This window comes from Streptomyces sp. NPDC020845 (assembly GCF_044334165.1).
Classification (GTDB): Bacteria; Actinomycetota; Actinomycetes; order Streptomycetales; family Streptomycetaceae; genus Streptomyces.
The window spans coordinates 89,819-116,738 of the sequence record NZ_JBIRSJ010000022.1 but is presented as its reverse complement, the minus strand read 5'-3'; the positions used below and the strand labels follow the sequence as shown (position 1 = coordinate 116,738).

General features: G+C 71.8%; 28 protein-coding genes and 1 tRNA gene. 17 read left to right on the top strand and 12 right to left on the bottom strand.

The window, feature by feature from the left end:
- Positions 1 to 78 precede the first annotated feature (78 nt).
- The 4 genes from ACH4U7_RS44720 to ACH4U7_RS44705 are packed head-to-tail and all read left to right on the top strand — an operon-like array spanning position 79 to position 3,880.
- On the top strand, positions 79 to 1,071 hold the full coding sequence (locus tag ACH4U7_RS44720) for an ABC transporter ATP-binding protein (RefSeq protein ID WP_398533519.1): 993 nt from the start codon (positions 79 to 81) through the stop codon (positions 1,069 to 1,071).
- Positions 1,068 to 1,877, top strand: a complete 810-nt coding sequence (locus ACH4U7_RS44715) for an ABC transporter permease (RefSeq protein ID WP_398533518.1) — start codon at positions 1,068 to 1,070, stop codon at positions 1,875 to 1,877. Before ACH4U7_RS44720 ends, ACH4U7_RS44715 begins: the two co-directional genes overlap by 4 nt.
- Before the next feature lie 42 nt (positions 1,878 to 1,919).
- Entirely contained in the window at positions 1,920 to 3,263 is a 1,344-nt protein-coding gene (locus ACH4U7_RS44710; protein ID WP_398533517.1) for a sensor histidine kinase, read from the top strand.
- A complete protein-coding gene (locus ACH4U7_RS44705; protein ID WP_398533516.1) occupies positions 3,260 to 3,880 on the top strand; it encodes a response regulator in 621 nt (206 codons plus the stop codon). Before ACH4U7_RS44710 ends, ACH4U7_RS44705 begins: the two co-directional genes overlap by 4 nt.
- Positions 3,881 to 3,889: 9 nt before the next feature.
- Here the strand turns inward: ACH4U7_RS44705 and ACH4U7_RS44700 are convergent, their stop codons facing one another.
- Positions 3,890 to 4,579 (bottom strand): alpha/beta fold hydrolase, encoded by a 690-nt coding sequence (locus ACH4U7_RS44700; RefSeq protein ID WP_398533515.1) that lies wholly within the window; start codon positions 4,577 to 4,579, stop codon positions 3,890 to 3,892.
- A gap of 88 nt (positions 4,580 to 4,667) precedes the next feature.
- Here ACH4U7_RS44700 and ACH4U7_RS44695 point away from each other — a divergent pair, with 88 nt between their 5' ends.
- Together ACH4U7_RS44695 and ACH4U7_RS44690 are read left to right on the top strand one after the other, a co-directional pair.
- The gene (locus ACH4U7_RS44695) at positions 4,668 to 5,294 is read left to right on the top strand and encodes an alpha-ketoglutarate-dependent dioxygenase AlkB (protein ID WP_398533514.1); all 627 of its coding nucleotides are present in this window, start codon (positions 4,668 to 4,670) and stop codon (positions 5,292 to 5,294) included.
- 116 nt (positions 5,295 to 5,410) lie between these two features.
- Positions 5,411 to 5,483, top strand: a tRNA-Gly gene (locus ACH4U7_RS44690).
- Between the two features lie 46 nt (positions 5,484 to 5,529).
- Here the strand turns inward: ACH4U7_RS44690 and ACH4U7_RS44685 are convergent.
- The 4 genes from ACH4U7_RS44685 to purD all read right to left on the bottom strand — a co-directional run bounded on the left by ACH4U7_RS44685 (position 5,530) and on the right by purD (position 11,668).
- Positions 5,530 to 6,450, bottom strand: coding sequence for a phosphoribosylaminoimidazolesuccinocarboxamide synthase (locus tag ACH4U7_RS44685; RefSeq protein WP_398533513.1), 921 nt, complete (start codon positions 6,448 to 6,450; stop codon positions 5,530 to 5,532).
- Between the two features lie 94 nt (positions 6,451 to 6,544).
- Complete coding sequence (locus ACH4U7_RS44680; RefSeq protein ID WP_398533512.1) at positions 6,545 to 8,032, bottom strand: N,N-dimethylformamidase beta subunit family domain-containing protein; 1,488 nt, start codon at positions 8,030 to 8,032, stop codon at positions 6,545 to 6,547.
- Between the two features lie 208 nt (positions 8,033 to 8,240).
- Entirely contained in the window at positions 8,241 to 10,037 is a 1,797-nt protein-coding gene (locus tag ACH4U7_RS44675; RefSeq protein ID WP_398533511.1) for a hypothetical protein, read from the bottom strand.
- Positions 10,038 to 10,387: 350 nt separating this feature from the next.
- Positions 10,388 to 11,668 (bottom strand): phosphoribosylamine--glycine ligase, encoded by a 1,281-nt coding sequence (gene purD / locus ACH4U7_RS44670; RefSeq protein WP_398533510.1) that lies wholly within the window; start codon positions 11,666 to 11,668, stop codon positions 10,388 to 10,390.
- A gap of 1,129 nt (positions 11,669 to 12,797) precedes the next feature.
- Between purD and ACH4U7_RS44665 the strand changes: the two genes are divergently transcribed.
- The 3 genes from ACH4U7_RS44665 (at position 12,798) to ACH4U7_RS44655 (ending at position 14,611) form a co-directional block, all read left to right on the top strand.
- On the top strand, positions 12,798 to 13,169 hold the full coding sequence (locus ACH4U7_RS44665) for a DUF4267 domain-containing protein (protein WP_398533509.1): 372 nt from the start codon (positions 12,798 to 12,800) through the stop codon (positions 13,167 to 13,169).
- A 95-nt stretch (positions 13,170 to 13,264) separates the two neighbouring features.
- Positions 13,265 to 13,759 (top strand): cupin domain-containing protein, encoded by a 495-nt coding sequence (locus ACH4U7_RS44660; protein WP_398533508.1) that lies wholly within the window; start codon positions 13,265 to 13,267, stop codon positions 13,757 to 13,759.
- Positions 13,760 to 13,777: 18 nt separating this feature from the next.
- On the top strand, positions 13,778 to 14,611 hold the full coding sequence (locus tag ACH4U7_RS44655; RefSeq protein WP_398533507.1) for an NAD(P)-binding domain-containing protein: 834 nt from the start codon (positions 13,778 to 13,780) through the stop codon (positions 14,609 to 14,611).
- On the opposite strand, the gene ACH4U7_RS44650 is transcribed toward ACH4U7_RS44655, so the two are convergent.
- A complete protein-coding gene (locus ACH4U7_RS44650) occupies positions 14,586 to 15,791 on the bottom strand; it encodes an erythromycin esterase family protein (protein WP_398533506.1) in 1,206 nt (401 codons plus the stop codon). The genes ACH4U7_RS44655 and ACH4U7_RS44650 overlap by 26 nt on opposite strands.
- 58 nt (positions 15,792 to 15,849) lie before the next feature.
- Here ACH4U7_RS44650 and ACH4U7_RS44645 point away from each other — a divergent pair, with 58 nt between their 5' ends.
- From ACH4U7_RS44645 to ACH4U7_RS44625, 5 genes are all read left to right on the top strand, one after another.
- A complete protein-coding gene (locus ACH4U7_RS44645; RefSeq protein ID WP_398533505.1) occupies positions 15,850 to 16,581 on the top strand; it encodes a TioE family transcriptional regulator in 732 nt (243 codons plus the stop codon).
- Between the two features lie 127 nt (positions 16,582 to 16,708).
- On the top strand, positions 16,709 to 17,314 hold the full coding sequence (locus tag ACH4U7_RS44640) for a DinB family protein (RefSeq protein ID WP_398533504.1): 606 nt from the start codon (positions 16,709 to 16,711) through the stop codon (positions 17,312 to 17,314).
- Positions 17,314 to 17,790, top strand: a complete 477-nt coding sequence (locus ACH4U7_RS44635) for a GNAT family N-acetyltransferase (RefSeq protein WP_398533503.1) — start codon at positions 17,314 to 17,316, stop codon at positions 17,788 to 17,790. Before ACH4U7_RS44640 ends, ACH4U7_RS44635 begins: the two co-directional genes overlap by 1 nt.
- 33 nt (positions 17,791 to 17,823) lie before the next feature.
- Positions 17,824 to 18,138 (top strand): MazG-like family protein, encoded by a 315-nt coding sequence (locus ACH4U7_RS44630; protein WP_398533502.1) that lies wholly within the window; start codon positions 17,824 to 17,826, stop codon positions 18,136 to 18,138.
- A gap of 200 nt (positions 18,139 to 18,338) precedes the next feature.
- Positions 18,339 to 19,070 carry an SLATT domain-containing protein gene (locus ACH4U7_RS44625; protein WP_398533501.1) on the top strand — a complete coding sequence of 244 codons (732 nt, stop codon included), beginning with the start codon at positions 18,339 to 18,341 and terminating at the stop codon, positions 19,068 to 19,070.
- Between the two features lie 60 nt (positions 19,071 to 19,130).
- Here the strand turns inward: ACH4U7_RS44625 and ACH4U7_RS44620 are convergent, their stop codons facing one another.
- Together ACH4U7_RS44620 and ACH4U7_RS44615 are read right to left on the bottom strand one after the other, a co-directional pair.
- Positions 19,131 to 19,493 (bottom strand): hypothetical protein, encoded by a 363-nt coding sequence (locus tag ACH4U7_RS44620; RefSeq protein WP_398533500.1) that lies wholly within the window; start codon positions 19,491 to 19,493, stop codon positions 19,131 to 19,133.
- On the bottom strand, positions 19,490 to 20,044 hold the full coding sequence (locus tag ACH4U7_RS44615; protein ID WP_398533499.1) for a GNAT family N-acetyltransferase: 555 nt from the start codon (positions 20,042 to 20,044) through the stop codon (positions 19,490 to 19,492). Before ACH4U7_RS44615 ends, ACH4U7_RS44620 begins: the two co-directional genes overlap by 4 nt.
- 227 nt (positions 20,045 to 20,271) lie before the next feature.
- Here ACH4U7_RS44615 and ACH4U7_RS44610 point away from each other — a divergent pair, with 227 nt between their 5' ends.
- The 3 genes from ACH4U7_RS44610 (at position 20,272) to ACH4U7_RS44600 (ending at position 22,337) form a co-directional block, all read left to right on the top strand.
- The gene (locus ACH4U7_RS44610; protein WP_398533498.1) at positions 20,272 to 20,496 is read left to right on the top strand and encodes a hypothetical protein; all 225 of its coding nucleotides are present in this window, start codon (positions 20,272 to 20,274) and stop codon (positions 20,494 to 20,496) included.
- 65 nt (positions 20,497 to 20,561) lie between these two features.
- Positions 20,562 to 20,867 carry a hypothetical protein gene (locus ACH4U7_RS44605; RefSeq protein ID WP_398533497.1) on the top strand — a complete coding sequence of 102 codons (306 nt, stop codon included), beginning with the start codon at positions 20,562 to 20,564 and terminating at the stop codon, positions 20,865 to 20,867.
- Positions 20,868 to 21,341: 474 nt separating this feature from the next.
- On the top strand, positions 21,342 to 22,337 hold the full coding sequence (locus ACH4U7_RS44600; RefSeq protein WP_398533496.1) for a polysaccharide lyase family 1 protein: 996 nt from the start codon (positions 21,342 to 21,344) through the stop codon (positions 22,335 to 22,337).
- A 66-nt stretch (positions 22,338 to 22,403) separates the two neighbouring features.
- Here ACH4U7_RS44600 and ACH4U7_RS44595 read toward each other — a convergent pair whose 3' ends face one another.
- The 4 genes from ACH4U7_RS44595 to ACH4U7_RS44580 form a co-directional block, all read right to left on the bottom strand.
- Positions 22,404 to 23,054 carry a hypothetical protein gene (locus tag ACH4U7_RS44595; protein ID WP_398533495.1) on the bottom strand — a complete coding sequence of 217 codons (651 nt, stop codon included), beginning with the start codon at positions 23,052 to 23,054 and terminating at the stop codon, positions 22,404 to 22,406.
- Between the two features lie 81 nt (positions 23,055 to 23,135).
- Positions 23,136 to 23,684 carry a hypothetical protein gene (locus ACH4U7_RS44590; protein ID WP_398533494.1) on the bottom strand — a complete coding sequence of 183 codons (549 nt, stop codon included), beginning with the start codon at positions 23,682 to 23,684 and terminating at the stop codon, positions 23,136 to 23,138.
- 5 nt (positions 23,685 to 23,689) lie between these two features.
- The gene (locus ACH4U7_RS44585; RefSeq protein ID WP_398533493.1) at positions 23,690 to 24,256 is read right to left on the bottom strand and encodes a SigE family RNA polymerase sigma factor; all 567 of its coding nucleotides are present in this window, start codon (positions 24,254 to 24,256) and stop codon (positions 23,690 to 23,692) included.
- The gene (locus ACH4U7_RS44580) at positions 24,253 to 26,850 is read right to left on the bottom strand and encodes a glycosyltransferase (RefSeq protein ID WP_398533492.1); all 2,598 of its coding nucleotides are present in this window, start codon (positions 26,848 to 26,850) and stop codon (positions 24,253 to 24,255) included. The genes ACH4U7_RS44585 and ACH4U7_RS44580 overlap by 4 nt, the downstream gene beginning before the upstream one ends.
- Positions 26,851 to 26,920 lie beyond the last annotated feature (70 nt).

The window sequence follows — 26,920 nt, the reverse complement described above, 5'->3', positions numbered from 1 at the left end:
GCTCCTGCTGACATTTGTCATCCGGGCCCATGACAGCCCGCACTACCCGCGCCCCGCGGACGCCGGAAGCCTGGAGACATGGATCTCGGGGACAGTGCGCTGAACGACAGCGCGATACATGTCACAGAACTTCGACGCAGGTACGGACGCCCATCAGGTCCTTCCTCGGCCCAGGGCTACGAGGCCGTGCGCGGCGTCTCCTTCTCGGTCGAGCACGGTGAGCTGTTCGCGCTGCTGGGCACGAACGGCGCCGGGAAGACCTCCACCGTCGAGCTGTTGGAAGGCCTGGCCGCCCCGACCGGCGGCCAGGTGCGGGTGCTGGGCCGTGACCCGTACCGCGAGCGGGCGGAGGTCCGGCCGCGGATCGGGGTGATGCTGCAGGAGGGCGGCTTCCCGTCCGAGCTGACCGTGAGCGAGACCGTACGGCTGTGGGCCGGGTGCACCAGCGGGGCGCGGCCGGTCGGCGAGGCCCTGGAGCTGGTGGGGCTCGAACGGCGCCGGAACGTACGGGTCAAGATGCTCTCCGGCGGCGAGCGGCGCCGCCTGGACCTGGCGCTCGCGCTGCTCGGCCACCCGGATGTGCTCTTCCTCGACGAGCCGACGACCGGCCTCGACGCGGAGGGGCGGCGGGAGACCTGGGAGCTGGTGCGCTCCCTGCGCGACCAGGGCACCACGGTGCTGCTGACCACGCACTATCTGGAGGAGGCCGAGGCGCTGGCCGAACGGCTCGCGATCATGCACGAGGGGCGGATCGCCGCCTCCGGGCGGGTCGCGGACATCGTGGCCGAGCGGCCCTCGCAGCTCTCCTTCGCGCTCCCGGCCCCCCTCTCCGCCGCCGATCTGCCCTCGCTCGCCCAACTCGGCGCCGCCGGGCGCGAGACGGACGGGCGGACGGTACGGCTGCGCACCCGCGACCTCCAGCGCACGGCCACCGAGGTGCTGGTGTGGGCGCGGGACAAGGGGCTCGAACTCGGCGGGCTCGACGCCCGGTCGGCGTCGCTGGAAGAGGCATTCCTGCATATCGCCCAGGGCCTGGAGAAGACGGAAACGGCGAAGGGGAACGCCCGATGACCACGATCCACACCACCACCGGCGCCGCGACGACCGCCGGCCGCACGACCGCGCGCACCCGCGTCGCCTCCCTCGCCCGCGCCGAACTGACGCTGCTGGTACGGAACAAGGCCGCGCTGACCTACGCCCTGCTGCTGCCTGGTTCGCTCACCCTCAGCATGACCACCTTCACCAGCGAGATCGACCTCGACAAGGTCGGTCTGGATCTGCCCACGCTGATCCTCCCCGGCTCGATCGGCCTGGCGCTGATCCTCGCCGTCTATATGAACCTCGTGGGCGTCTACGTCGTCCGGCGCGAGGAGCTGGTCCTCAAGCGGCTGCGCGCCGGTGAGCTGACCGACCCGGAGATTCTGGCCGGGGCGGCGCTCCCCGCCGTGCTGATGGGGCTGGTGCAGTGTGTGCTGATGGTCGCCGCGGTGGGCCCGGCGCTTGACGCGCCGGCGCCCAAGGCGCCGCTTCTGGCCGTGCTCGGGGTGGCGGCCGGTCTGGTCCTCATGCCCGCGCTGGCCGCCGCGACCGCGGCCTTCACCAAGACCGCGGAGTCAGCGCAGCTGACCCCCATGCCGATGATGCTGGTGTCGATGCTGGCCTCGGGTCTGTTCGTACCGCTCGACGTCATGCCGGACCGGGTGGCGGCGGTGTGCGAATGGGCGCCGCTGACCCCGGTGGTCGACCTCGTACGGGCCGGGTGGACCGGCGGGATGGGCGCCGGCGAGGCGCTGACGGCCCTGGCCACGGCGGCGGCCTGGACGGCCCTGGCAGGGTGGACCGTACGCCGGCGGTTCCCCTGGGAGCCGCGGCGCTGACCGGTCGTGGTCTGTGGGGCCCGAGGGGGAGGGACGGGGTTCGTGATACGCCGATGGAAGCGGCGCAGCCAGCAGGTGCGCGTGGAGCTGTTCACCCGGTGGACGCTGTACGCGCTGCCCTGGATCATGCTGTTCGTCATGGCGGGTCCGCTGCCCGGAATGTTGCGGCTGGAGGCGCCGGCGAACGGACTGGCCTGGACGCAGCTCTGCCTTGCGGTGGTCCAGAACGCGCTCGCGATCCCGCTGCTGCGGCGGGGCATCGAACACCGGAGGAGCGAGCGCGAGATGCGGCGGGGGCTGTTGGTGCTCGCCGCGGCGCCGATGGTGGCGGGGCAGTGCGCGGGGGTGGCGCTCCTGTCCGTGGCCGGGGCCCCGGACGGCTCGGCGTTCATGACGGCGGCGACGATGAACACGCTGCCGTTCTCCCTCTCATGCGCCCTGCTGCTGTCCCCACGCACCTTCACCCTGCTGCACGCGGGGATCGGCACGGCGACGCTCGGGGCGCTGGCCGTCGCGCAGACGGGCGCCTTCCTGACGGTGGCGTCCGCCCTCGCGGTGCTCCTCATGGCCGCGCTGTCCGCGTTCACGGTCCGCAGCTCGACATGGATGCTGGAGGTGCTGTGGGAGCTGGACGCGAGCCGCGGGGTGCAGGCGCGGCTCGCGGTGGCGGAGGAGCGGCTGCGGTTCGGCCGCGATCTACACGATGTGATGGGCCGGAACCTGGCCGTGATCGCGCTCAAGAGCGAGCTCGCGGTGCAACTGGCGCGGCGCGGACGGCCGGAGGCCGCCGAGCAGATGGTGGAGGTGCAGCGGATCGCGCAGGAGTCGCAGCGGGAGATCCGGGACGTGGTGCGCGGTTATCGGGAGGCGGATCTGCAAGTGGAGCTGGCCGGAGCGCGATCGGTGCTGCGGGCGGCCAAGGTCGACTGCCGTATCGACTACCAGATCCCGAACGAGGGCGACGCCGAAGGCGAAGGCGCACGGCCCGCTTCGGCGGTGCGGTCGGCGCTGGCGTGGGTGGTGCGCGAGGGCACGACCAATGTGCTGCGCCACGCGGAGGCGGCCCGTTGCACGGTGCGGGTGCAGACGGGGCGGGCGGCGGACGGGGCCCGTACGGCGGTGCTGGTCATGGAAAATGACGGGGTGCCGGAGACCGAGCCACGCGTGCCCGGTACGCGGGGCAACGGTACGTGGGGCAACGGTACGTGGGGCAACGGTACGTGGGGCAACGGGCTCAAGGGGCTGCGGGAGCGGCTGGCGCCGCTGGGCGGCACGCTGTGGTCGGGCCCCGGGGAGGGCGGTACGTACCAGCTGCGGGCCGAACTCCCGCTGGAGGGACACGAGGGGCCCGAGACGAACAACAGGCATGAGGGGGCCGGCGTATGAGCGGGACGTCCGCGATCCGGGTGCTGCTCGCGGATGACGAGCATCTGATCCGGGGCGCCCTCGCCGCCCTGCTGTCCCTCGAAGAGGATCTGCTGGTGGTCGCGGAGGCCGCGTCCGGGCCCGAGGCGCTGGCGATGGCCCGGGCGCACCGGCCCGATGTGGCGGTGCTGGATCTGCAGATGCCGGGGACGGACGGGGTGTCGGTGGCCGCCTCCCTGCGGTCCGAGCTGCCCGGCTGCCGATCCATGATCGTGACCAGCCACGGCCGCCCGGGCCATCTCAAACGGGCGCTGGAGGCGGGGGCACGGGGCTTTCTGCCCAAGACCGCGTCGGCGCAGCGGCTCGCCGAGATCATCCGCACGGTGCACGGCGGCAACCGCTATATCGACCCCGATCTGGCGGCCGACGCGATCAGCGCGGGCGACTCCCCGCTGACCGCGCGGGAGGCGGAGCTGCTGGAGCTGGCTGCGGACGGCGCGTCCATCGCGGAGATCGCCCAGCGGGCCGCGCTGTCGCAGGGGACGGTCCGCAACTATCTGTCCTCGGCCGCGTCCAAGATCCCGGCCGAGAACCGCCACGCGGCGGCCCGGATGGCGCGCGAGCGCGGCTGGATCTAACGACTTGGTCTAAGCGACTGCCTCGCACAGAATCCGGGCCAGCTCCTGGGGCTGGGAGAACATCGGCCAGTGGCCGGTGTCCATCTCGACCAGCCGCCACCGCTCGCTCTTCAGCAGCTCGACCACGTCGTCGTTCGGCTGGGGCCAGTCGAGCAGGCACTTGATGTATGTCGTCAGCAGCTCGCCGAGCGGGCGCGACAGCTGGGCCGGTTCGATCAGGGAGGCGCCCGGGTGCGGGGTCGCGCGGTCGACGAAGTGGGCGATCTGCTCGTCGGTGAGGCCCTGACCGGCGAAGTCGGCCGCGGGGGGCACCGCCCAGAAGCCGCCGTTCTCGGCGATCTCGGTCACCTCCCGCCCGTCAGCCCAGCCGGAGACGAACGACTCCCCGTCGGTCGGCACATTGGAGTCGACGAACACCACATGAGCCAGCCGGTCGCCGATCCGCTCGGCGGCCTGGCCGACCGGGATGCCCGAGTAGCTGTGGCCGACCAGCACGACATCGCGCAGGTCGAGACGCTCGACCTCGTCGACGATGTCCGCCACATGCGTCTGCTGCCCGGCCGGCGCGCCCCGCTTCTCGGCCACGCCGGACAGCGTCAGCGGATGGGCGCCATGCCCGGCCGCCCGTAGCTCCGGCACCACCTCGTCCCACGCCCACGAGCCCAGCCACGCACCCGACACCAGTACGAATTCAGCCATGCGGGGAACCGTAGCGCAGGGGTACGACACCCCGCAGCCAGACCATAAAATCGCACACACATTCGGTCGACCGGGTTACCCTGGACCCATGCCCCCGTACCTCCAGGGCTCGCTCTTCGACCAGGCCGACGACATCCGTCTCGGCCCGCTGGGCGATATGCGCAGAACGGTGCTCGGCGACGGGGCCTGGATCGATCTGCTGCCCGGGTGGCTGAGCGGGGCGGACGCCCTGTTCACGCACCTCGCCGACGAGGTGCCCTGGCGGGCGGAGCGGCGGCATATGTACGACCAGGTCGTGGACGTGCCGCGGCTGCTCGCCTTCTACGGCGCCGACGACCCGCTGCCGCACCCCGTCCTGGACGAGGCGCGGGCCGCGCTCTCCGCGCACTACACCACCGAGCTGGGCGAACCGTTCACCACCGCCGGACTCTGCTACTACCGGGACGGCCGGGACAGCGTGGCCTGGCACGGCGACCGGATCGGCCGGGGCGCCCGTGAGGACACCATGGTCGCGATCCTGTCCGTGGGCGCACCGCGCGACCTCGTGCTGCGCCCGCTCCGCGGCGGGACCGGGGTGCGGCAGCCACTCGGGCACGGCGATCTGATCGTGATGGGCGGCTCCTGCCAGCGGACCTGGGAGCATGCGATCCCGAAGAGCACCCGGGCCACGGGGCCGCGGATCAGCGTCCAGTTCCGGCCGCACAACGTCGCCTGATGGCGAGAACCGGGCCCGCGCGGGGAACGAGGTAGTTCCCCCGTCTCGGGTTTGGTTATAGTGGAGGCGCGCCGGACGGAATCCGTCCCGAATCCGGACGGAAGTGACCGGCGCATGCGGACGTAGCTCAGTTGGTAGAGCGCAACCTTGCCAAGGTTGAGGTCGCGAGTTCGAGCCTCGTCGTCCGCTCTTACAAGGAAAGCCCTGGCCATGTCGGCCAGGGCTTTCGCCGTTGTCAGGACCAGCGGGTGCCGGTCAGTCGCTCGTACGCCTCGACGTACTTCGCCCGCGTCCGCTCCACGATCTCCTCCGGCAGCGGGGGCGGCGGCTGCTCGCTGTGCCGGTCCCAGCCGGAGGCCGGGGAGGTCAGCCAGTCGCGGACGAACTGCTTGTCGAACGACGGCTGCGGGCGCCCCGGCTGCCACTGGTCGGCGGGCCAGAAGCGGGAGGAGTCGGGGGTCAGCACCTCGTCGGCGAGGACCAGCTCATGCCCGTCCGCGCCGCCCTCGGCCGGCGCATGGCCGAACTCGAACTTGGTGTCGGCCAGGATGATCCCCCGGTCGCGCGCGATATCGCGGCCCCGGTTGTAGACCGCGAGGGTGGCCTGGCGCAGCTGGGTGGCGGTCTCGGTGCCGACCCGGCGGGCCACCTCCTCGTACGGCACGTTCTCGTCGTGCTCGCCGACCTCGGCCTTGGTGGCCGGGGTGAAGATCGGGGAGGGCAGCTCGGAGCCGTCGGCCAGGCCCTCGGGCAGGGCGATCCCGCAGACCGTACGGCTCTCCCGGTACTCGGTCAGGCCCGAGCCGGTCAGATAGCCGCGGGCCACGCACTCCACCGGGAGCATGCTCAGCGACTGGCACACCAGCGTGCGGCCCGCCCAGTCGGCGGGGGCGCCCTCGGGCACCTCGGTGGACAGGACGTGGTTGGGCACGACGTCGATCAGCTGGTCGAACCACCACAGGGAGAGCTGGGTGAGCACCCTGCCCTTGTCGGGGATCTCGGTCGGCAGTACCCAGTCATAGGCGGACATCCGGTCGCTGGCGACCATGACGAGGTCGCCCTTCTCGTTCCGGTAGAGGTCGCGCACCTTGCCTGTGTGCAGATGCACAAGGCCGGGCACCTCCACCGGCTCGGGCTTCTCCACGAATCCGGACACGGTTCCTCCTGGTGGCTTTGTCCAAGACCCCACGATTCTGCCCCACGTCCCACCGCCCGGCCGAAGCGGGGCGCACCGGGCGTGGCCTGGGGCTTCAGCCCCGTTTGCAGATGCGGTCCAGGAGGTTGGCGGTGGCCCGCTGCGCCCGTACGTCGGTGTGGCCGGGCCGGTCGAGCGCCGGGGTCCAGGCGAAGGTGCCGGAGGCGAAGACGAGGGCTCCGCTGGGAGCCCGGTACAGCGAGGTGTCCTGATGCCGGACGGCCCCCTCGGCATCCCGGTACGGGGAGTGGGCGAGCAGGATCCGGCGCAGATGCGCGGGCAGGCAGGTGCGCGGGAAGTAGCGGTCGGCCTCGCCCGCGACCAGACCGAGCAGCTCGTCGCCCTCGTCGGCGCCGGTCGCCTCCCACAGCCAGTGGCTCGCGTTCCGCACGATCAGCGGGGCCGGCTCGGGCACCGGGCCCACGTACTGGATGCCCAGCAGCTGCTGCTCGGGCGCCGTCTCCCGCCACAGCGCGGAGCGGCCGGGGCCGCGGCGCTTATGGCAGGTCAGCAGGCGGTCCGGACCGGAGGGCGAGGGCACGAGGCCGACCTGCCAGTACATGGTGTTGGCGGAGAGGAAGACCAGCGAGGTGCCGGCGTCGCGGGCCTCCTCGACGGTGCGCCGCAGCGGGGCCGACCAGTACTCGTCATGGCCGGGGAAGACCAGGCCGCGGTAGCGGGTCGGGTCGATACGGCCCGCGTGCAGATCGCGGGTCTCGGCGTACGCGAGGTCGTAGCCCATCCGCTCGGCGAAGCGGATGAAGTCGTACGCGTGGCCCACGTGCAGCGGCAGCCCGGCGCCCGCGTACGGCCGGTCGAAGGAGACCGTGACCGCCGCCCGCGACTCCCCGAGCAGCCGGCCGCGCTCGTCCCACGCGTGGTACAGGCTGGCGCCGGTCCGGCCGTCCTCCGGGTAGAGGTTGTACGCCTGCCAGGTGATGTCCGGGAGGACGAGGAGCAGATCGGCGGGGTGGGTGTCGCGGACGGTGAAGGGGATGTGGTTGCGATAGCCGTCGGCGGTGGTCAGCACGGCGACATAGGCGCCGGGGTTCCAGTACGAGGGGATCTGGAGCCGCCAGGACAGCCACCAGTGGTGGCAGGAGACGGTGCGGTCGGCGGCGAGCGGGGGCGGCTGGACGATACCGGCCAGCCGCGGGCTGCTGGTCATCTTGGCGGCGCCGTCGCCGCCGTAGTGGCCGATGCGGTAGACGTCCACGCTGAACTGCTGGGGCGGGTCGACGGTGATCCGGAAGTCGATGGACTCGCCGGGGGCGGCGGCGGAGGCCGAGGTGAAGCCCTTGATCTGGCGGTGTACGTCGTCGGCGGTCCGGGTGGGGGGGATATGGCCGGACCCGGGGTCGGCGGTCTCGGTGGCCCCGGTAGCCGGGTCGTGGTCCACGTACCACGGCACCAGGCGGCCCGTCTCGCTGAAGTAGGTCTGCCTGCCCCGCAGCCAGGGCAGCGGGCCCTGGCCAAAAGGGTCCGTCACCGCGTGTGCGAGCGCTCCCGACTCCCAGCGCCGGACCGGTTCCGTGGCGTCCACGACTGGCTCCCCTCCCTGCCTCCCCTGGCGGCATATCGCCACCAGCCCCAGCACATCACATTACGCACTCAGTCCATCACTGATCGTCGCGAATTTGCCGAACCCAGACCCAGGGCGTTCACGTCTGAGTGCCATCCGGGCGGACCTTGATTGCGGACCTTGATCAACGTGCTGAGCTGCGAGATCGCGCGGGCGGTGGCGCCCGACGTCACACCAGCCGGACCGGCTTCTCCGGCCGTACGCCCACCTCGCCGAGCCAGGTGCGCAGCGGCTCTGCGTCCCCGTCCTCGACCAGGCTCAGCACCGGATGCGCCAGATCGGCCCGCCGCCGCCCGCCGAACAGCAGCGTGGGCCCGTCCAGCCAGTCGAGCCCCGGCGCCGCTCCCGCGGTGTCTATGGCGGCGCAGCACACCATGGCCGTGACATGGTCGGCCAGCAGCTCCCGGCCGGTACGGGGCGGCTGCAGCGGGAAGAGCGGCGCGAAGCCGTCGATCCACGGGTCACCGCCGCCGGACCCGGCCCCCGGGTCCGTAAGGCCGGCCTGGCCGGTCGACCGGGTCGCCGCCTGGTGGGCGGCCTCCTCGCGGGCCACCTCCGTGCTGAGCCGGGCCGCGACCTCCTCGCCGAGCTGCCCCGTCGGGGCGAGGCCGGGGGCGGCGGTGAGCCGGTCCATGACGCGGGCGAGGGTGGGCGCGGCGGGCCCGGGCTCCGGGCCCTGGCCGCGCGTCGCCTCATGGGGCGCCCCTTCATGGGGCACCGCGCCGCCGGGTACGGGGCCGCTGGAGCGGGTCTGCTCATCGAGCACGCGGTGCAGACGGGCGGCCTCCACGCGCCATTTGCGGTCCACGACCTCCTCCGGATACTCGCCCCAGTCGACCGGCGCCCAGTCCGGGCCGGGCTCGCTCGGGCCGCCGTGGAACAGCCGGGCGGCCAGCAGAGACGTCGCCTCGTCGATCAGCCCCGGCTCCTCCAGCAGATCGCAGGCGGGCCGCTCGCTGAGCCGGGAGGCGAACCCCTCGGCCAGCCGGTCGCGGCGGGAGAGCTCGGTGAGGGCCGCGACCACGCCCGCGTCCAGCCGGGCCGGCCAGCGGCCCATCCGCCACGCGGGCAGCGCGACCCTGGTCAGCAGCCGGTCCCACCCCGCGTACGCCAGGCCGACCTGCTCCTGGGCCACGATCCGCAGGCCGTAGTCGACGGTCTGGGCGCGCTCGGAGGCGGCCGCGGCGACGGCCCGCTCCATCTCGGCGGCGTGGTCCCGGCAGCCGCGCAGCAGCAGCCGGGCGATCCAGCCGAGGAACGCGAGGGCGGGGCGGCGAACCGCCCGGCCGAGGGCGGCGACAGGGGCTGTACGGCCCGTATCCCCGGCCTTGCCCACGCCCCCGGAGCCCCGGGCGGCGACGGCGACGGCGGCGTCCAGGCCACGGACGAAGCGGCGGGCGGCCGCTATGTCCGGGTGTACGGAAGGGCCGGTGCCCGCGACGACGGGCGCGAGCAGGGCGCGCAGCTCGGCGACCCGCATCCACCACAGGAACGGCGAGCCGATGACCAGCACAGGGGCCTGCGGGCCCCGCCGCTCACCTCTCCCCACGACCGAAGCACCAGCGGGCACGCTGCCCATGCCACCGCTGCTCTTGGCGCCGTGCGCCCGATGCGTACGGTCCTCCAGCCAGCTGTCGCAGTCCGGCGTGAGCGCTATCGCGGACGGGGCGGGCACCTCCAGCCGATCGGCCAGGTCGCGGACCAGGCGGTAGAGGTCCGGGGCCGTCTCCTCGGCGATGGGCACGGTGGGGCTGAGCGCCGGTCTGGCCCGGACCACCACGGCGGCCACTGCCGCCGCCAGCAGCAGGACCACCACGGCCCCGCCGACCACCGCCCAGCGGACGGCGGTCCACTCCTCGCCATGGGAGCCGCCGAGCCGCCCCGTGGCCCCGCCGACCAGCAGCACGGCGGCGACCGCCGCCGGGAGAAGCGCCACTGCGAGCGCGGTGCTCCGGATCCGCAACACCGCGAGAGCGCGAGCGCGCGCGGAAAGCGCGCCTGCTTCTGGACCTGCCACGGTTCCATCACCCCCTGCTGTCCAGCCATGAATGAACAGCGGACGACGGCGGTGTTGTGCCCTTACTCCCCCCACTGTCGCACCGGCCGCCCGCGCCGCAATACCGGTGGGCCAGTTGCCGCACCGCGCCTGAGCGGCACACTAGTTGGGGGTCCGCGCGTGCGTCAGCAGGATGCCGGGAGGGCTCACCCGATGGAATGGCCTTGGCCAGAACCGGGAACTTCTCGAGGAACCTTCTGGACGCCTACAGGCCCGCCTCGACCCCAGCTCTACCCTCTCTCGACCGGACCTCCAGGGCCTCAGGCCGACGCCACCCCGGGCCCGGCGTCCTCCGCCGCCTTGGCGGCGATGTCCGAGCGGTGGTGGGAGCCGTCCAGGCCGATCCGGGCGACCGCGCGGTACGCCCGTTCGCGCGCCTTGACCAGGTCGGAGCCGGTCGCGGTCACGGACAGCACCCGGCCACCCGCGCTCACCACGTCACCCGACGCAACGTCCCGCTTGGTGCCCGCGTGCAGGACGTACGCCTTGGGCGCGTCCTGCTCCGCCACCTCCGCCAGACCGGTGATCGGATCGCCCGTACGGGGCGTCCCCGGATAGTTGTGCGAGGCGACCACGACGGTCACCGCCGCGCCATCGCTCCAGCGCAGCGGCGCCAGCGAGTCGAGCCGACCGGTCGCGGCGGCCAGCAGCACACCGGCCAGCGGGGTCTTCAGCCGGGCCAGGACCACCTGGGTCTCCGGGTCGCCGAAACGCGCGTTGAACTCGATCACCCGCACCCCGCGCGAGGTGATCGCCAGCCCCGCGTACAGCAGCCCCGAGAACGGCGTCCCCCGGCGGCGCAACTCGTCCACGGTCGGCTGCAACACGGTGGCCAGCACCTCGTCGACCAGCTTGGGGTCCGCCCACGGCAGCGGGGAGTACGCACCCATGCCGCCCGTGTTCGGCCCCTCGTCGCCGTCGTAGGCGCGCTTGAAGTCCTGAGCGGGCTGCAGCGGCACGACCGTCTCGCCGTCCGTGACGGCGAACAGCGACACCTCCGGGCCGTCCAGATACTCCTCGATCACCACCCGCCCGCACGCCAGCGCATGCTCGCGGGCGGCGGCGATGTCGCTGGTCACGACGACGCCCTTACCGGCCGCCAACCCGTCGTCCTTCACGACGTACGGCGCGCCGAAGGCGTCCAGCGCCTCGTCGATCTCCGCCTCGTTCGTACAGACGTAAGCACGCGCGGTAGGCACGCCAGCCGCCGCCATCACATCCTTCGCGAACGCCTTCGACCCCTCCAGCTGCGCCGCGTCGGCGGACGGCCCGAACACCGGGATCCCCCGCTCCCGCAACACATCCGCCACCCCCGCCACCAGCGGAGCCTCCGGGCCGACCACCACCAGCTCCGCCTCCAGCGAGGCAGCCAGCTCAGCGACGGCCGCGCCGTCGAGGGCGTCGACCGTATGCAGCTCGGCGACCTCCGCGATGCCGGCGTTGCCGGGCGCGCAGTGCAGAGCTGTGACGTCGGGGTCGAGGGACAGTGCGCGGCACAGGGCGTGTTCGCGGGCGCCGCTGCCGATGACGAGGACCTTCACGGTGTGCAGCCTATTGCCTCGCCGACGGCCCCCCGCGCCCCGGGGCCCGGCCGCACCCTGTCGGCGGGCCCGGCGTGCGCCATGGAGGCACCTGACCTCACACTGCAGGCGAAGGACACTGGGGCCACCGGCTCTGCGGGATGTCCCTCATGAGCACGATGCCGTCGCTGTCCGCCAAGTGGGCCGGATAGCGGTCCTCCAAGAGCGCGTACAGGAGCCCTTCGCAGGTACGGGTGTGTTGGCGCTCCGCTGCGCTGCGTGTCGGCTGCGCTTCGCTGCGCCTGTGCCTAGGCACCGTCTCGCGGCATTCGGCTCAGGCGGGCGCGGGTTTCGTCTCGGACCCTCCGGGTCCAAAGCGCTGGCGAGAAGGGGGAAGGGGGCGGCCGACCCGGCGTCCCGATCCCTCGGCCCGGCAGGCGGCCGAGCTCAAAACAGGCTCCGCTGCGCTCCACCGCAGCTGCTGCCGCGCGGTGGCCGACCAATCAGCCCAACGGTGCGCTCGGCCGGGGACGCGGGAGCGCGACGGACAGGCCAGCACCGACGAGCAGGACCGCCCCTCCCCCACCCCCTCTTAGAAAAACGCTTGATGCAGTACTTGATATAAAGCAAGCATTTTTTTAAGAGGGGGTGGGAGGAGAGCCCAACCGGACCGGCACCCACCGCTCCGGGCGACCGCCCACCGTCCCACCGCCCACCAGCCGGTGAACACCACTTGGGCAAGACGGCGACGACGCCTCCGGCGCCCCCTCCCCTCCCCGCTGCTGGCCGCTTTGCGCCGAAGGCGCGAGACGATGCCCGCACTCGGCGACCGGACCATGCCGCCCAACGGCGCCGGCCCGTCCGTCGCGCTCCCGCACCCCGGACCAGCGCACCGCTGAATGCAGTGGTCGGCCACCGCGCGGCAGCAGGCGCAGCGGAGCCCGTCCTGAGCTCAGCCGCCCACCGGGCCAAGGAATCTCGACACCGGGCCAGCCGCCACCCCACCGTCCCCACCATCCGTCGTCGACAGCTGCGCGCGGACGACGGACGCTGACCACTCCACTTCCAGTTTCTAGCAGCGCTAGCTTTACTGTCGTCGACCTGATAGCGTCGACCATGTTCCTAGCGCCGCTAGCAAACGGGAGAAATCATGCTCACGCCCATCGCCTACGGACTGGCCGTCTTCCTCACCCTCTTCGTCGTCTTCATCGGCGCCCGGTTCCTGGTGAGCCCCCAGGCCGCCGCAACCGGCTTCGGCGTACCCGCCAAGCCGCACGGAGACGCCGCCTACCTGACGGTCAAGGGCCTGCGCGACCTCACCTCGGGCGTGATCGGGCTCGCCCTGCTCGCCTTCGCGGACGCCCACGCCGTGGGCTGGTACATGCTGGCCGTCGCACTCACCCCGCTCGGCGACACCCTCATCGTCCTGCGCAACGGCGGCACCAAGGCGGCGGCCTTCGGCATCCACTTCGCCACCGCCATGGTGGTCCTCATCAGCGCCGCCCTCCTCTTCGCCGCCTGAACCTTCTTCGCCGTCTGAGCCGTCGCCTGAACCTCAGAACCCCTCAGAACACCTCAGAACACCTCAGAACCCATCGCCCAAAGGGAGCTACGCAAATGTCTCTGATCGTGCCGGAATTCAACGAGACCGTGATCGTCCGCGACGCCGAGGCCGAGGTGATCGGCCAGGCCCCGACCACCATCAAGCTGCTGGCCGACAGCGGCTCGACCGGCGGCGCGCTGTCCACTCAGCGGGTCACGCTGACCGACGGCGCGGACGGTGCCAGGCCCCATCACCACGCCAATTCGGCCGAGTTGTTCTACATGCTGGACGGCACCGCTCAACTGCTGTCCGGCGAGCAGGTCGTGACCGCCGAACGCGGCGATCTGGTCATCGTCCCGCCCGGCCTCGCACACGCCTTCGCCGCCGCACCGGGGCACAACGCCGACATCCTCATCGTCATCACCCCCGGCGTCGAGCGGTTCGAGTACTTCCGCCACCTGGAGCGCATCGCTTACGGGAAGGTGCCGCCGGAGAGTCTGCTGGAGGTCCAGGAGCTCTACGACACCTACTTCCGCACCAGCGCCCACTGGGACCAGGCTCGATCCTGAGCGAACACCACACCCAGCATGGAGGCGGACACAGTGAAGCGCATCGGCATCATCGGAGTGGGCGAGATCGGCCGGGCCATCGTGATGGGCCTGTGCGACGGGGCGGAGGGGACCAACGGGGCGGAGGCTGCCAGCGGGGCCGACGGGCCGCCGGAGGTGTTCCTCTCCCCCCGGGGAGCCCGTACGGCCGCGGAACTGTCCGAGCGCTACGAGGGCGTGCGGGTTTGCGCCGACAACCAGCAGGTGGTGGACCGCTCCGAGATCGTGCTCATCGCCGTACGCGGCCAGGACCGGCACGAAGCGCTCGCAGACCTGCGGGTGGCCGACGACAAGATCGTGGTCAACGTCATGGCCGGTGTCGGCAACGACGACCTGCGCCGGACACTGGCCACCGACGCCCCGCTGGTACGCGCCATCCCCCTGCCCGCCATACGCGAACGCCGCTCCGTCACGGTGACGTACCCGTCGCACCCGGTGGTGGATTCCCTCTTCGAGGGCCTGGGCGGGGCGCTCCCGGTCGCGGACGAGGCGGCCTTCAACGTGTTCTCCGCGCTGACGGGAACGCTGACCACCCACTACGCGTACCTCGCCGCACTCACGTCATGGGCCGGCCACCACGGCATCGCCCCCGACGACGCGGACCGCTACATTCGCGGCCTCTTCCAGGGGGTCGGCCGCTCCCTGAGCGACCAGACCCGCTCACTGCACCAGCTCGCGGCCGACCACGAGACCCCGAACGGAAGCAACGAACGCATCCGCACCACGTGGTTCACCCCTGCCAACTCCGAAGCCCTCAACAAGGCCCTCGATGACCTTCTCGACCTCCTCAGCGATCTGAGGGGACGTCCTTGACGAACACGATCCCGTCGTAGTCGGCCAGGCGGGCCGGGTCGAGGGGGGCGTAGCCGAACCAGGGGGAGACGCGGGCGGCGGGCCGCGGGTCGGCGAGGGACGTGGCCAGCCGGGGAGTGTCGATGAGGTAGCGGTCCTCCGGGAGGGCGTACAGGAGGCCTTCGAGGGTATCCGGGGGCGGGGTGTCCACGCCCTGGTGCCGGATCGTGCCGAGCGCCGTGGCCACGAAGGCGTACCCCTCGGCCAGGTGGGCGCTCACCAGCGCACCGGCGCTCCACCACTCCACCGGCCCCTGCCACATCTGCATCGTGCTCTTCTCCCGCTGGAGATGAGAGTTGTGGGCGTGGATGAGTACCGGGCCCCGTTCGACGATGGCGAGGAGGTTGTCGGCCATCATCCGGTCCCGCAGCGCGCACAGCCGGGTCATGCGGGCCGGTGAGGTGTCGGCCATCCAGTAGTGGTAGCGCAGCAGACCGGTGGCGGCGCGCCCGTACAGGCGGGCCCGGCCCCAGGCCTCCCGCGAGGTCGCCGTGATCAGGTGTGGCGTCTGCTCGTCGAACAGCGCCACCAGATCGTCGGCGAGCAGCCGCAACTCCCTCGCCTCGGCCGACTGCCCCACGGACTGTGCCGGGTCCATCATCGCGTCGGGATTGGTCCACTGGTCGTCGGCGCCGAGCAGGCGGTCGAGGGTTTCCGCGGTGCGGGGGAGCAGATCCGCGGCCACGTGGGCCGTGAGGTAGCCGTGGAGTGCGGTGATGGCCTGCCGGGGGCTCGCGGCGCCGCTGATCTCCAGCGGGCCGTCGATACCGGCGAAGCGCAGCCGATCGGGCTCGGGCCGGCCGTCGTTGTACTCCCGTATCCAGCGGACGAGTTCGCGGTTGGCCGCGGACGCGCCCCACCCGTGGCTGAATCCGCGCTCCATGACGTCGTCGAGGGAGCCCGTGCCCGAGGTGACGTAGTCGTCCACGACCAGGCCCATCATGCAGTCGCTCTCGATCGCGATCGTCCGGTAGCCCTCCTGCTCGACGAGTTGGCGGAAGAGGTCGTTGCGCACATCGAGCAGCGTGTCCTCGCCGTGGGTGGGCTCGCCCAGGGCGAGCAGCCGGGGCCGGGCCGGAAACAGCCTCATGACGGCTTCGGCCTCGACGGCATGGGTGGTGTCCTTGATGTCGGTAGCCATGCCTTAAACGGTATCGTTGAACCTCCGGTTGAAACTTTTTTGCGATATCGGCAGGCTCATGGGACGAAACCTTCAAAACGACGAACGGCTCAGGCCCGTTGACCTGGCACGTGGGCACGGTCTGTCCACGCAGGCGATCAGAAACTACGAGGAGGCCGGCATCCTCCCGGCCGCCGATCGCACACCCCACGGCTACCGCGCCTACACGCCACTGCACGCGCGCGCCCTGGACGCGTTCCTCGCCCTGGTGCCCGGTCACGGCCACCACACGGCGACGTCGATCATGCGGGCGGTGAACGAGGGCGCGGTCGACGAGGCGTTCCGCCTCATCGACGAGAGCCACGCCCAACTGCTCGACGACCGGCGGACCCTCCAGGCCGTGGAGAACGCCCTCCGCGACCTGGCACCCACGACGTCCACACCCGACCCGACGGCGTCCGGGCCCGGTGGCACGTTCATCGGGCCGCTGGCCGAAGAACTCGGCCTCCGGCCCGCGACGCTGCGCAAATGGGAGCGCGCCGGGCTGGTCCGCCCGCCCCGCGACCCGCTGACCGGATACCGCGTCTACGACGAGGCCGCCGTACGGGACGCCCGCCTCACGCACCAGCTCAGGCGGGGCGGCTACCTGCTGGAGCAGATCGCCCCGCTGATCGCCCAGGTGCGGGCGGCCGGTGGGCTGGAGCCGCTGGAGGCGGCACTGCGCGACTGGCACGGCCGGCTGTCCGCCCGCGGGCGGGCGATGCTGGCCGGGGCGGCCGAGCTGGAGGCGTATCTGCGCGAACGCGGATGACACGCGTCGGTCGCCGGCCGATGAGACGTCGGTCGCCGGCCGATAGGACGTCGGTCGCCGGCCGATAGGACGTCGGTCGCCGGCCGGAGAACCCGCGCTGTCAGTGCCGCCTGCGACACTGCCCACCATGCCGGAATCGAATGCGAAGGCCCATCTCCGCCGCTACCTGGGCACCGCCCGCGAAGCCCTGCTGTGGAAGCTCGACGGACTCTCGGAGTACGACATCCGCCGCCCGCTGACGCCGACGGGCACCAACCTCCTGGGGCTGGTCAAGCACTCCGCCGGAGTGGAGGTGGGCTACTTCGGCGATGTCTTCGGGCGGCCGTACGACGAGCCGCTGCCCTGGATGGCGGAGGACGCCGAGCCCAACGCGGACATGTGGGCGACCGCCGACGAGTCGCGCGAGGACATCGTCGGGCTGTGCCAGCGCGTATGGACCCATGCGGACGCCACGATCGAGGCGCTACCGCTCGACGCCAGCGGTCAGGTGCCCTGGTGGCCGGAGGAGCGGCGCGAGGTGACGCTGCAGCAGATCCTTGTGCATGTGATAGCCGACCTTCAGCGGCACGCCGGGCACGCCGATATCGTCCGGGAGCTCATCGACGGGTCCGTCGGACTGCGGGCCGGCAACGAAAACATGCCGCCGGGCGAGCAGTCGTGGTGGGAGGAGTACCGGGGCCGGCTGGAGCGTGTGGCCCGGGAAGTCGGCCGCACCCAAAAGGAGATGCCCTGATGCGAGTAACCCTGCGCGACGTAGGAGACAGTGACCTCTCCGTCTTCTGGGCTCAGAGCAATGAGCCCGAGGGGATTCATATGGCGGCCTTCACCGCCAAGGACCCCTCGGACCGCGCCGCTTTCGACGCCCACTGGGCGCGGATCCGCCAGGACCCGGCGATCGTGTCGCGCACCATCGTCGGCGAGAGCGGTGAGATCGTCGGGCACGCCGCCGTGTTCGGCCCGCCCGAGGAGCGCGAGGTCACGTACTGGATCGGACGGCAGCACTGGGGTCGTGGAGCGGCTACCGCCGCCATGCGAGAGCTTCTCGCTGTCGTGCCGGAGCGGCCGCTGCACGCCCGGGCGGCGGCGGACAACGGCGGCTCCATCCGGGTCCTGGAGAAGTGCGGATTCGTGCTGACCAGCAGGGAGCGCGGTTTCGCGAACGCACGGGGTGAGGAGATCGAGGAAGTGCTGCTGACCTTGAGCGGCTGACCTTGAGCGGCTGACCCGGTACCTTCGCCCGCCATGGAACACACCTGGGACACCGTCCAGCGCCTCGTCGCATGGCTGGACGCGGAGAGCACGGCCATGTCGCCGGAGGTCGCGCGGCTGCTGCGCGTACTGAAGATCAGCGAGGAAGCCGGGGAGGTCGCCGAGGCGATCCACGGCGTCATGGGCGGCAATCCGCGCAAGGGCGCCAGCCACACCTGGGCTGATGTGGAGCGGGAGTTGTGCGATGTGATCCTGACCGCCATGGTCGCGCTGGCCAGCCTGACCCCGGATGCCCGGAAGCGGTTCGAGGAGCATGTGGCGTACGTCGCCGGCCGGTCGCTGGGGTGAGACCGCCGCCGGTCGCCTCTGGCACCCTTTCGGGTGAGGTGGCGGACGGCCCTTTTATCGGATGACGCATCTCGTACGGGCGGTTATCTTGCGATCTCGGCCGTGTGGCCAGCCGTTCGGCGGTAGGTAAGGTGGTTGCGCATCAGCCGCGCGCCAAGAGAGACGCAGCGAGTACATGCAGCGCAGAGGGAGTGCCACGGGTGAGTCAGCCGGAGATGCAACCCGAGGGGCTTCCTCGGCAGGAGGGCACGAAGAAGCAAGGGGACCTGCTCGGTCGGCCCTTCCCGCACGGCGACTGGGGCGAGCCCGCCGAGCGCCTTGACTCGCTGTACCGGTGGGTTGAGGAAGGCGCGCTGCAGGTCGCGGAGTGGTATCTCGCGGACCGGGTGTGGAAGCGGCGGACCGCGCGGGCGCTGCGCGTGGGGGCCGCGGTGCTGGGGGTCGTGGGGGCGTCGCTGCCGCTGCTGGATCTGAACGGGGTGCTGGGCGACGGGGCGGCCTGGGGCTGCCTGGTGCTGCTGATCGCCGCCGCGTGTGTGGCGTGCGACCGGTTCTTCGGGCTGACGTCGGGGTGGATGCGGGACGTGGCGACCGCGCAGGCCGTACAGCGGCGGCTGGAGGGCCTGCAGTTCGACTGGGCGTCGGAGAGCGTACGCGAAGTGCTCGGCCCGACCGAGGGCACCGCGGCCGAGGCCGTGGAGCGCTGCCTGGCCGTGCTGCGCCGCTTCTGTGAGGACGTGTCGGAACTCGTACGGACCGAAACCGCGGGCTGGATGGTGGACTTCGGCTCCGGCTCTGCGCCGCTGTTCACCCAGGCCCTGGTCGCCCAGGGCTCCCGCCCGGAGGGCGGAGGCCCCGCGAACCGCCTCCCGATGCCGCCCACCGCCCGCCCCAACATGCCGCGCCAGCGCCCGCCGGAGCCGCCCCGGTAAGGGCGCCCCGGACGCCGTCCCGGTAAGGCGGAGCCGCCCCGCCAGGGCTGGGCCCTGCCCTCAGCCCTTGCCTTGCCCCCAGCCCATCCGCCGGCGCTTGGTTTTCGCGCTCACACGCTCGCGGAGCAGGTCCTGGTAGTAGCGGGACCGCTCGTCGTCCAAGTCGATGAGCTCGCAGATATCCGCCGCCGTCTCGGCGTCGTCCGCGCTGCCCGTAAGTCCGATCCGCGCGATCAGCCAGTAGCCCTCGCGGGCCCGAGCCCGGCACTCGTCGCCCAGACGCGTCCGCCCCAGCACCTGTTCGGTGGCGTGTGAGTCACCGCTGACCAGATGGCACAGCGTGTCCAGCTCACCGCAGCCGCATCTCAGCGCCGCCCAGTCATGCCGCTCCAGCTCCGCGCGCACCAGCGCGCCGACGCTCAACCGCGCACCGCCGACCGGTGATCGTCGCCCTGGAGCCGGTACACCACGCTCCGGCGCAGCGGCCCCTCGGGCACGGTCATGTCGTCGAAGTCGTCGGCCGGGTCGCGGGTCATACCGAGGCGGCGCATCACCGCCTGCGAACGGAGGTTGGTGGCCGTCGTGATCGCGAGGATTTCGGTGAGGCCGACGCTTCCGAAGCCGTGGTCCAGCGCCGCGAGGGCGGCCTCGGTGGCGTAGCCGTGCCCCCAGTGCGGGCGGGCCAGCCGCCAGCCGACCTCCACTCCGGTGAACGGCATGTCCTCGTCCACCGGATCGAGCCCGGTGAACCCGATGAACGCACCGGTGGCCTTCACCTCCACCGCCCACCACCCCCAGCCCCGCTGGTCGAGGTCGGCCTGGAAGCAGGCCACCGACGCCTCGCTCTGCTCGCGGGTGAGGGTGCCCGGGAAGTACTCGCGGACTTCGGGATCGGCATTCATGGCGGCCCACGGCGCGAGATCGGATTCCCGCCACCCGCGGAGCACAAGACGGTCGGTGCGCAGCTCGGACATCGCGTCAACGTAAAGGAACGAACGAGCGCGGAGCCATCGAATAAATCGACCCAGCACGCGACCCTGGGCCCTGACCCTCGACATTATTACTGAGCACGACACAGCAGTGTCAGTATCAGTCGTCTTGTGATCAGCAGTCTGCGTAGAGGCCACCAGGAAGGCCATTGCGGACGCGGAAAGGGAGCTGGCCAAGCTACGCGAGCAGCGACGACGATGTCCGCGCAGCCTTGACGCCACCCGTCGGCGAAAAGCTCCCTTACGGCCGGGTGAAGCGCCTTCAGCTTCTCTTCGGCTACGAAGACAACAGCAACCTGTACCGGATGCGAGACCGCAGCATCCAACGAGCCGAGAAGTCGTTCACCGAGAACTCCGAGGCGGACGACGGCACAAAGCCATCGGCCAGCGATGATGAGAACGTCCTCGCCGATCAGATGAAGCCGGCGGCAGCCTGACCGCGCCGCCGAAGGAACCTGCCGCTCATGACGACCGCCGGCATCACAGGGGCCACCGTCCCCCCATGCCCGAGAAGACGCCCAAGGCGCTCCGTGCCGCCACCGCCCGGCACACCCCGAAGCTCCTCGTCGACTTCGAACGACACTGGCGCCGGGACATCATGGACACCTACGGCCTCGCCCCCGTCCCCGCCTTCATGGCCCGCTGGTGGGGCGAGTACGCGCTGGCCCGCAACCCCGGCCTTGAGGCCGAAGTTCACCGCCTGGAGGACGAGGCCGCGCAGCAACCCGACTACGCCCGCGCCAAGGCCATGATCGAAGAGGCCGGACGGCTCCGCCGTGAAGCCGCGAAGCCGGAACCCGGCCAGTGACAAGCGAATTCCTGGGGCCACCCTGGCAAGCCGACTGGACCAAGGAAGCGGAGTACAAGGGCAACGTCCTCCCCGTGGAGGCCGCGCCTGGGTCGACGCCGCCCGTGCCGAACTCGTCACCGCGAAGGACCCGTACCTTCCGGGGCATCGACGCCGACCGCGACCTACCAGTCGGAATGAGCGTCGAGTCCAGTCCACCCGCCCCAGCGGCGAACACGTCCTCTACTTCGACCACGGGCGCGACTGGCTCCGATACCACTTTGCACCCCGCACCACCGACCCGCAGATCGTGATCGATGAGTGCTACTGGCAATAGGCCCGCATGACCATGCCCCCCCCGCCGCCGACTGGCGGGCTTGAACGGCCGGTTCAGGCGGCAACCTTTGGTGCGTTCAGGGCCACTACGTATCGCCTTCACGGAAAGCGCTTACATCAGCCAAGGCCCACGCATGAACGCCCCGAAGGGAGCCCGTGATGTCCGCATTACCCCCGCCTCCGCTCGGCCGTCGGCGTCTGCTCGCCGGTGCAGCCGCCACCTCAGCCGCGCTGCTCATGGGCGGCTCGCCCGCCTCCGCCGGGCAGCGAGCCGCCGTGGCCGCCGCGGGCCCCGACGGCTATGCCGGGATCGACACGCTCGGGCAGAACGGCACCACCGGTGGGGTCGGCGGGCCCGTGGTGACGGTCAGCGACGCCGATACGTTCCTGGACTACTGCGACCGCAACGAGCCGTATGTCATCCAGGTCTCGGGCACCATCCGCATCTCCAGCAAGCAGGGCGTGCGCTCGAACAAGACCATCGTCGGGCTCGGCAAGGGCGCGGAGATCACCGGCGGCGGTCTTGACATGTACCGCCGACAGAACGTGATCATCCGCAACCTGCGGTTCACCGGCGCGGATGACGACGCCATCAGCATCCAGCAGTCCTCGCACCACATCTGGATCGACCACTGCGAGTTCTCCACGGGCGCCGATGGCCTGATCGACATCGTGCGCGGGGCGACTTACATCACCGTCTCGTGGAACCACTTCCACGACCACAGCAAGAACATGCTCCTCGGCCACTCCGACGCCAACGGCTCCCAGGACACCGGCGCGCTCCGGGTGAGCTTCCACCACAACTTCTTCGACGGCACCACCCAGCGCAACCCACGCGTCCGCTTCGGCGAGCCGGTGCACGTCTACAACAACTACTTCCGGAACAACACCCTGTACGGCGTGGCCTCCACGATGGACGCCGGGGTGCTGGTGGAGGGCAACTACTTCGAGAACGTGCCCCATCCGATCTACTCCGGGTACGACGAGAGCGGACCGGGCCGGGTGGTGGAGCGGAACAACGTGTATGTGAACAGCGGTACGCCGCAGACGCTGGGCACCGTGCAGGAGCCGGCCACGTACTACGCGTATCGCCTCGACAACCCGACGAGCCTGCCCAGCACCGTCCCCGCCGGGGCCGGGGTCGGAAAGATCTGAGCGGGCCGATGGATCGTCTCCGTGCCGGTCCGCTGGTGGGCGGGACCGGCACGGGGGCGGGCGGGCCTAGCTGAAGACGATCATCGAGCCCTGGCCCAGGCTGCGTGTCGCCGCCGCGTGGAGGCCCAGCCAGACATGGCGCTCACGGGCGAAGGGACTGTCCTCGTACGGGATCGGCGCCGCCGGTTCCTCCAGGGTGGTGGGGCGGGCCGGGGGTGCGGGGGTGGCCGGGGGGTTGGCCGGGTCGATGCCGAGGGCCGTGGCGACCGTCTCCAGCTCTCTGAGCAGGCCGTGGCTCGACCCCAGGGGGCCACCGCCTTCGAGGAGTTCGTCGTTGGACAGCGGGCGTTCGAAGTCGACGGGGACATAGGCGCCGGCGTGGTCGTAGTGCCACACCAGATGCGACTGCTGGGCCGTGGGCTCGAACATCTCCAGCAACTGTTCGTAGTCCCCGCCGAGTTCGTCCACCGGCGTGACGGCCAGCCCGCAGACCTGCAGCAGATAGGCGCGGCGCAGCAAGTGCAGGGCGTCGTAGTCGAAGGCCGCGACCGGGGCGACGTCCCCGGACAGGCCCGGCATATAGCCGAAGACGGGCACGGGCGGCAGTCCGGCGTCACCGAGCGCCTTGTCGTACGCGGCGATCTCCTCCGCGAAGGGGTTGTCGGGGCTGTGACACAGCACATCGACGAGGGGGACCAGCCAGAGGTCACATGCCACGCGATCTCACTCTCGTATCCGTACGGTCGGTGGTCGGCCCAGCGTAATGCTCCCCGTACGCCGCGCGAAGGGCCCTGTACGTCAGGGGGGCGCGGTGGTGGCGAATGTCGTCCCGGACGGGCTCGCCGGTGACGTGAATGCGCCCCTGTCCGCGCCCGACGGCGTGCCCGACGGCGTGCCCGACGCCGTATCCGTCGGGGCGTCCGGCGATCCGCTGGGGGACCCGGTGGGCGATCCGCTCGGCGGCTCCGTGGTCGGCACGTACTCCGATCCGCTCGGTGATCCGCTCGGTGATCCGCTCGGCGACGCGGACGATGTCCCGGTGGGCTCGGTGGGCGACGGCGTCGGGCTCTGGTGCACGGTCGTCGTCACGGTGCGGGTCGGGCCCGGGCCGGCGGGCGGGGCGCCGCGGCCGGGCAGCACCTGTACGGCCAGGGCCAGCGCCACGGCCACCAGCGCGACGACCAGCCCCGCGGCCACGGGCAGCGCCGCCCGGCGCGCCCGCACCCGCCGCCGGCCGTGCCGTACGGCCCGGGCCACGTCCACTCCCGGCGCCGCGGGGCCCGGTTCAAGACCGCGCAGCGGGGAGAGCAGCCGTGCGGCCTCCCGTTCCAGCTCGTCGTCCCGCATGGCGGCTACTCCTTCCCCACAGGTGGCATCGGAACAATCGGCTGACCGCCGAGTTGGGCGCGCAGCCGGGCCAGGCCCCGGGCGGTCTGGCTCTTCACATTCCCCTCGGAACAGCCGAGGACCGCGGCCACCTCGGCCACCGGCAGATCGCACAGGAAGCGCAGCACCAGCACGGCGCGTTGGCGCGCCGGGATGCGCGAGAGCGCGGTGTGCACGACCGTGCGCGTCTCGATGTCCGGTACGCCCCCGACGGGCGGCAGCCCCGGCGTCTCGTGCGGCGCGCCCGAGAGCCGGACGACCCGGGCCCAGCCGAGGCGCTGCTCGTTGAGGAAACACCGGACGAGGATCGTGTGGACGTAGCGGTCCAGGTCGTCGGCGGCGCGGGCGCGGTTCCAGTGGACGTACAGCTTGGTCAGGGCGGTCTGGACGACGTCGTCGGCGCGGTGCGGGTCCTTGCAGAGCAGATGCGCGATGCGGCGGAGCGCGGGCAGCCGCGCGGAGACGTACGCGGTGTACGCCCCCTCGGCCTCCGCCCTGTCCTCGGAAGCCCTGTCCCCGGCCCTCCGGCTCATGTTCCTCCGTGCACTTCCCACACCCACACGCCCCCGATCCACTCCCCCTGCCACCCCAACAGCCGCTCCAAGGTGACACGCAGCGCCTCGTCCCCCGGTTGCGGAGCCAGCACAACCGCGCCCGCGCGCCAGAATTCGAGGTCCGCGCGGACGGCGCGGCGCTGCTTCTGGCCGATGTGCGGGACCCGTCCGGTGCGGTGGACCTCCTCGAGGAGGGCGGAGGTGTAGCGGTATTGCGGGCCGTAGATGCCCCTCCGGTCGGGGCCGCCGGGGCCGTTGAAGTAGCCGCCGGGGAGCGGGAAGCCGAGTCCGGCGGCGGTCTGCCAGTGCAGGGGCTCGGCGTTTCCGGGGCTGGGCAGCGGTACGGGGACGAGGGAGTGGCCCTTGGGGACGTGGGCGCGCCAGATGCCGTCCGCGACGAAGGACGGGACGGGGACGCGGTCGGCGGTGGTGAACGGCGTGGGCGCGAGGGGCAGCAGGGCGGCGGTGACGGCGGCCCATCCGGCGATCCGCAACGCCCGGTCGATGCCGCCCGGCTCACCGGCCTTGCCGGTGCCCGGTGCCCCCGCGCCCGGCTGCCGCGCCAGCGTGCCCGGCTCCCGCGCCAGCGCGCACAGTTGGTCGCAGGCCAGGGCCAGCAGGATGCCGAGCGCGGGCACCGCCGCCATCGCCACCCGCGACTCGATGACCGACTCGAACAGCGGCTGATCGGCGAGCGCCCGCCACGGACCCGGCAGCACGATCCCCGTCCAGGGCACGGGGATCGTGCGCCCGAGGGAGAGCACGGATGCCGCGAACGCCACCCACCCGAGCGCCCGCACCCGCGGATCCCGCCACAGCCACACCACCACGGCGGCGGTCAGGGCGAGCAGCGGCCAGCCGAAGAAGGCGTTCTGCTCGGTGCGGTTGATCGCCAGCGCGTCGGCGGTGTCCTCGTGCCCGGCCAGCGAGCGGCCCGCGAACTCCCAGAACGCGCGTGGTGAGTTGCCGACCGGACCGTGCAGCACGCTGTGATAGCTCTGCGCGCCGAAGAACTGCCACAGCAGCGGATACGCGAGCAGCGGTACGCACACCGCGGCGGCGAAGGCCAGCCCCCGGGCCAGCGGGCGCACCACCGCGCGCGCCTCGGCCGGGCGTACGGCCGTGTAGCCGACCGCGAAGAGGACGAGGCCCACGGCGGCGAGCAGCAGCGCCTCCTCGCCGAGGAAGACCTGGTAGGTGAGGAAGAGGCCGAGGACGACCCCGTCGCGTCTGACGCGGGCGCCCGCGCACAGCCGCAGCAGCCGGTCGATGATCAGCGGCATCATGAACAGCACCGCGAAGTTGGGGTGCGCATTGGCGTGGGAGACCATCGGCGGAGCGAAGGCGCACAGGGCGCCGCCGAGCGCGGCGGCGCGGCGCGCCCGTACGAACCGCTTGCGCAGCAGCCAGTACCAGGCGCCCGCGGTCCCGGCCAGCCCGCACGTCAGCACCAGCGCCCAGGTGGCCCCCGGGCCGAAGAGCGCGGTGACGGGCGCGAGCGGGACGCCGAGGCCGAGCATGGCGGTGTTGGCCATCAGGTTGACCCCGAGCGGGGTGTTCTGGAGCTCGGTGAAGAACGGGTCGCCGAGCCCGGATCCCCCGAAGATCTTGTCGGCGGTGACCGCGAAGAACCACTCCCACTGGTTCTGGTCCTGCCCGCTGTCGACGAGATAGCGGTGGCCGACGTCCGCCCACAGCCCCTTGTAGAGCAGCACCGACAGCAGCAGATAGCCGAGGAGCACGGCCATATCGCCCGCGCGCAGCCGCTCCCGTACGCCCCGCCGCCACAGGCGCAGCAGCTCCAGCAGCACCCGGCCGTAGTCCAGCGGACGGATCTTGGAGCCCGCCTGGTGCGCCCAGCGCACCGGCACCTCGGCGACCGGCCAGTCCGCGCGGCGGAAGGCCCGCAGGATCTCCACGTCGATACCCCATCCGTCGAGCCGCGACCGCCCGAAGGCGGCGCGCGCCCGGTCGCCGTCGAAGAGTTTGAAGCCGCACTGGGTGTCGCCGACTCCGGGCAGGACGACCGCGCGTATCACGCGGTTGCCCGCGCGGCCCGCCAGCCGACGCAGCGGGTGCTGGTCGACCTCGATCAGCGCGTCGGGGTGCGCGCGGGAGCCGATCGCGGCGGCGAAGCCAGCGTCGAGCCGGTCGTGCAGCGCAGGCAACTCCTCGATGGGGGTGGCGAGGTCGGCGTCGGTCAGCAGCACCCGGCGCCCGCGCGAGGCGAGCACGCCCAGGCGCAGCGCATGGCCCTTGCCGTGGTTGCGCGCCCGCCCGGCGGAGGTCGGGGGCGGGGCCAGCAGCCGGATGCGCGGCTCAGTCACCGCCGCGTCGCGGACGACGGCCGCGGTGGCGTCGCTCGACCCGTCGTCGACGACGATCAGCTCCCACTCGGCGTGGCGGCCGGGCGAGGAGCGCAGATAGCGGCAGATCGCGTCGAGGGTCCGGGGCAGCCGGTGCTCCTCGTTGTACGCGGGCACGACAACAGTCAGATCGACGGTGTCGGTGTCGATGCCGGTGCCGGTCGCGGGCCGAAGGGCCAGGGACCGGGCGGGCGGAGTGTGCAGCACATGAGGGTGACCGCTCCGGACCCCCGACAGGTTGTGTGTCCTGCGTCACATCACCGTGAGGGTGGGGTGG

Excerpts from the sequence above, each read along its gene's own strand:
- ACH4U7_RS44590 (WP_398533494.1), bottom strand. The coding sequence starts at position 23,684 with ATGCGGGACGACGAGCTGGAACGGGAGGCCGCACGGCTGCTCTCCCCG.
- ACH4U7_RS44600 (WP_398533496.1), top strand. The coding sequence starts at position 21,342 with ATGTCCGCATTACCCCCGCCTCCGCTCGGCCGTCGGCGTCTGCTCGCC.
- ACH4U7_RS44660 (WP_398533508.1), top strand. The coding sequence starts at position 13,265 with ATGTCTCTGATCGTGCCGGAATTCAACGAGACCGTGATCGTCCGCGAC.
- ACH4U7_RS44665 (WP_398533509.1), top strand. The coding sequence starts at position 12,798 with ATGCTCACGCCCATCGCCTACGGACTGGCCGTCTTCCTCACCCTCTTC.
- ACH4U7_RS44635 (WP_398533503.1), top strand. The coding sequence starts at position 17,314 with ATGCGAGTAACCCTGCGCGACGTAGGAGACAGTGACCTCTCCGTCTTC.
- ACH4U7_RS44605 (WP_398533497.1), top strand. The coding sequence starts at position 20,562 with ATGCCCGAGAAGACGCCCAAGGCGCTCCGTGCCGCCACCGCCCGGCAC.
- ACH4U7_RS44630 (WP_398533502.1), top strand. The coding sequence starts at position 17,824 with ATGGAACACACCTGGGACACCGTCCAGCGCCTCGTCGCATGGCTGGAC.
- ACH4U7_RS44715 (WP_398533518.1), top strand. The coding sequence starts at position 1,068 with ATGACCACGATCCACACCACCACCGGCGCCGCGACGACCGCCGGCCGC.
- ACH4U7_RS44655 (WP_398533507.1), top strand. The coding sequence starts at position 13,778 with ATGGAGGCGGACACAGTGAAGCGCATCGGCATCATCGGAGTGGGCGAG.
- ACH4U7_RS44645 (WP_398533505.1), top strand. The coding sequence starts at position 15,850 with ATGGGACGAAACCTTCAAAACGACGAACGGCTCAGGCCCGTTGACCTG.
- ACH4U7_RS44640 (WP_398533504.1), top strand. The coding sequence starts at position 16,709 with ATGCCGGAATCGAATGCGAAGGCCCATCTCCGCCGCTACCTGGGCACC.
- ACH4U7_RS44705 (WP_398533516.1), top strand. The coding sequence starts at position 3,260 with ATGAGCGGGACGTCCGCGATCCGGGTGCTGCTCGCGGATGACGAGCAT.
- ACH4U7_RS44650 (WP_398533506.1), bottom strand. The coding sequence starts at position 15,791 with ATGGCTACCGACATCAAGGACACCACCCATGCCGTCGAGGCCGAAGCC.
- ACH4U7_RS44615 (WP_398533499.1), bottom strand. The coding sequence starts at position 20,044 with ATGTCCGAGCTGCGCACCGACCGTCTTGTGCTCCGCGGGTGGCGGGAA.
- ACH4U7_RS44585 (WP_398533493.1), bottom strand. The coding sequence starts at position 24,256 with ATGAGCCGGAGGGCCGGGGACAGGGCTTCCGAGGACAGGGCGGAGGCC.
- ACH4U7_RS44720 (WP_398533519.1), top strand. The coding sequence starts at position 79 with ATGGATCTCGGGGACAGTGCGCTGAACGACAGCGCGATACATGTCACA.
- ACH4U7_RS44700 (WP_398533515.1), bottom strand. The coding sequence starts at position 4,579 with ATGGCTGAATTCGTACTGGTGTCGGGTGCGTGGCTGGGCTCGTGGGCG.
- ACH4U7_RS44695 (WP_398533514.1), top strand. The coding sequence starts at position 4,668 with ATGCCCCCGTACCTCCAGGGCTCGCTCTTCGACCAGGCCGACGACATC.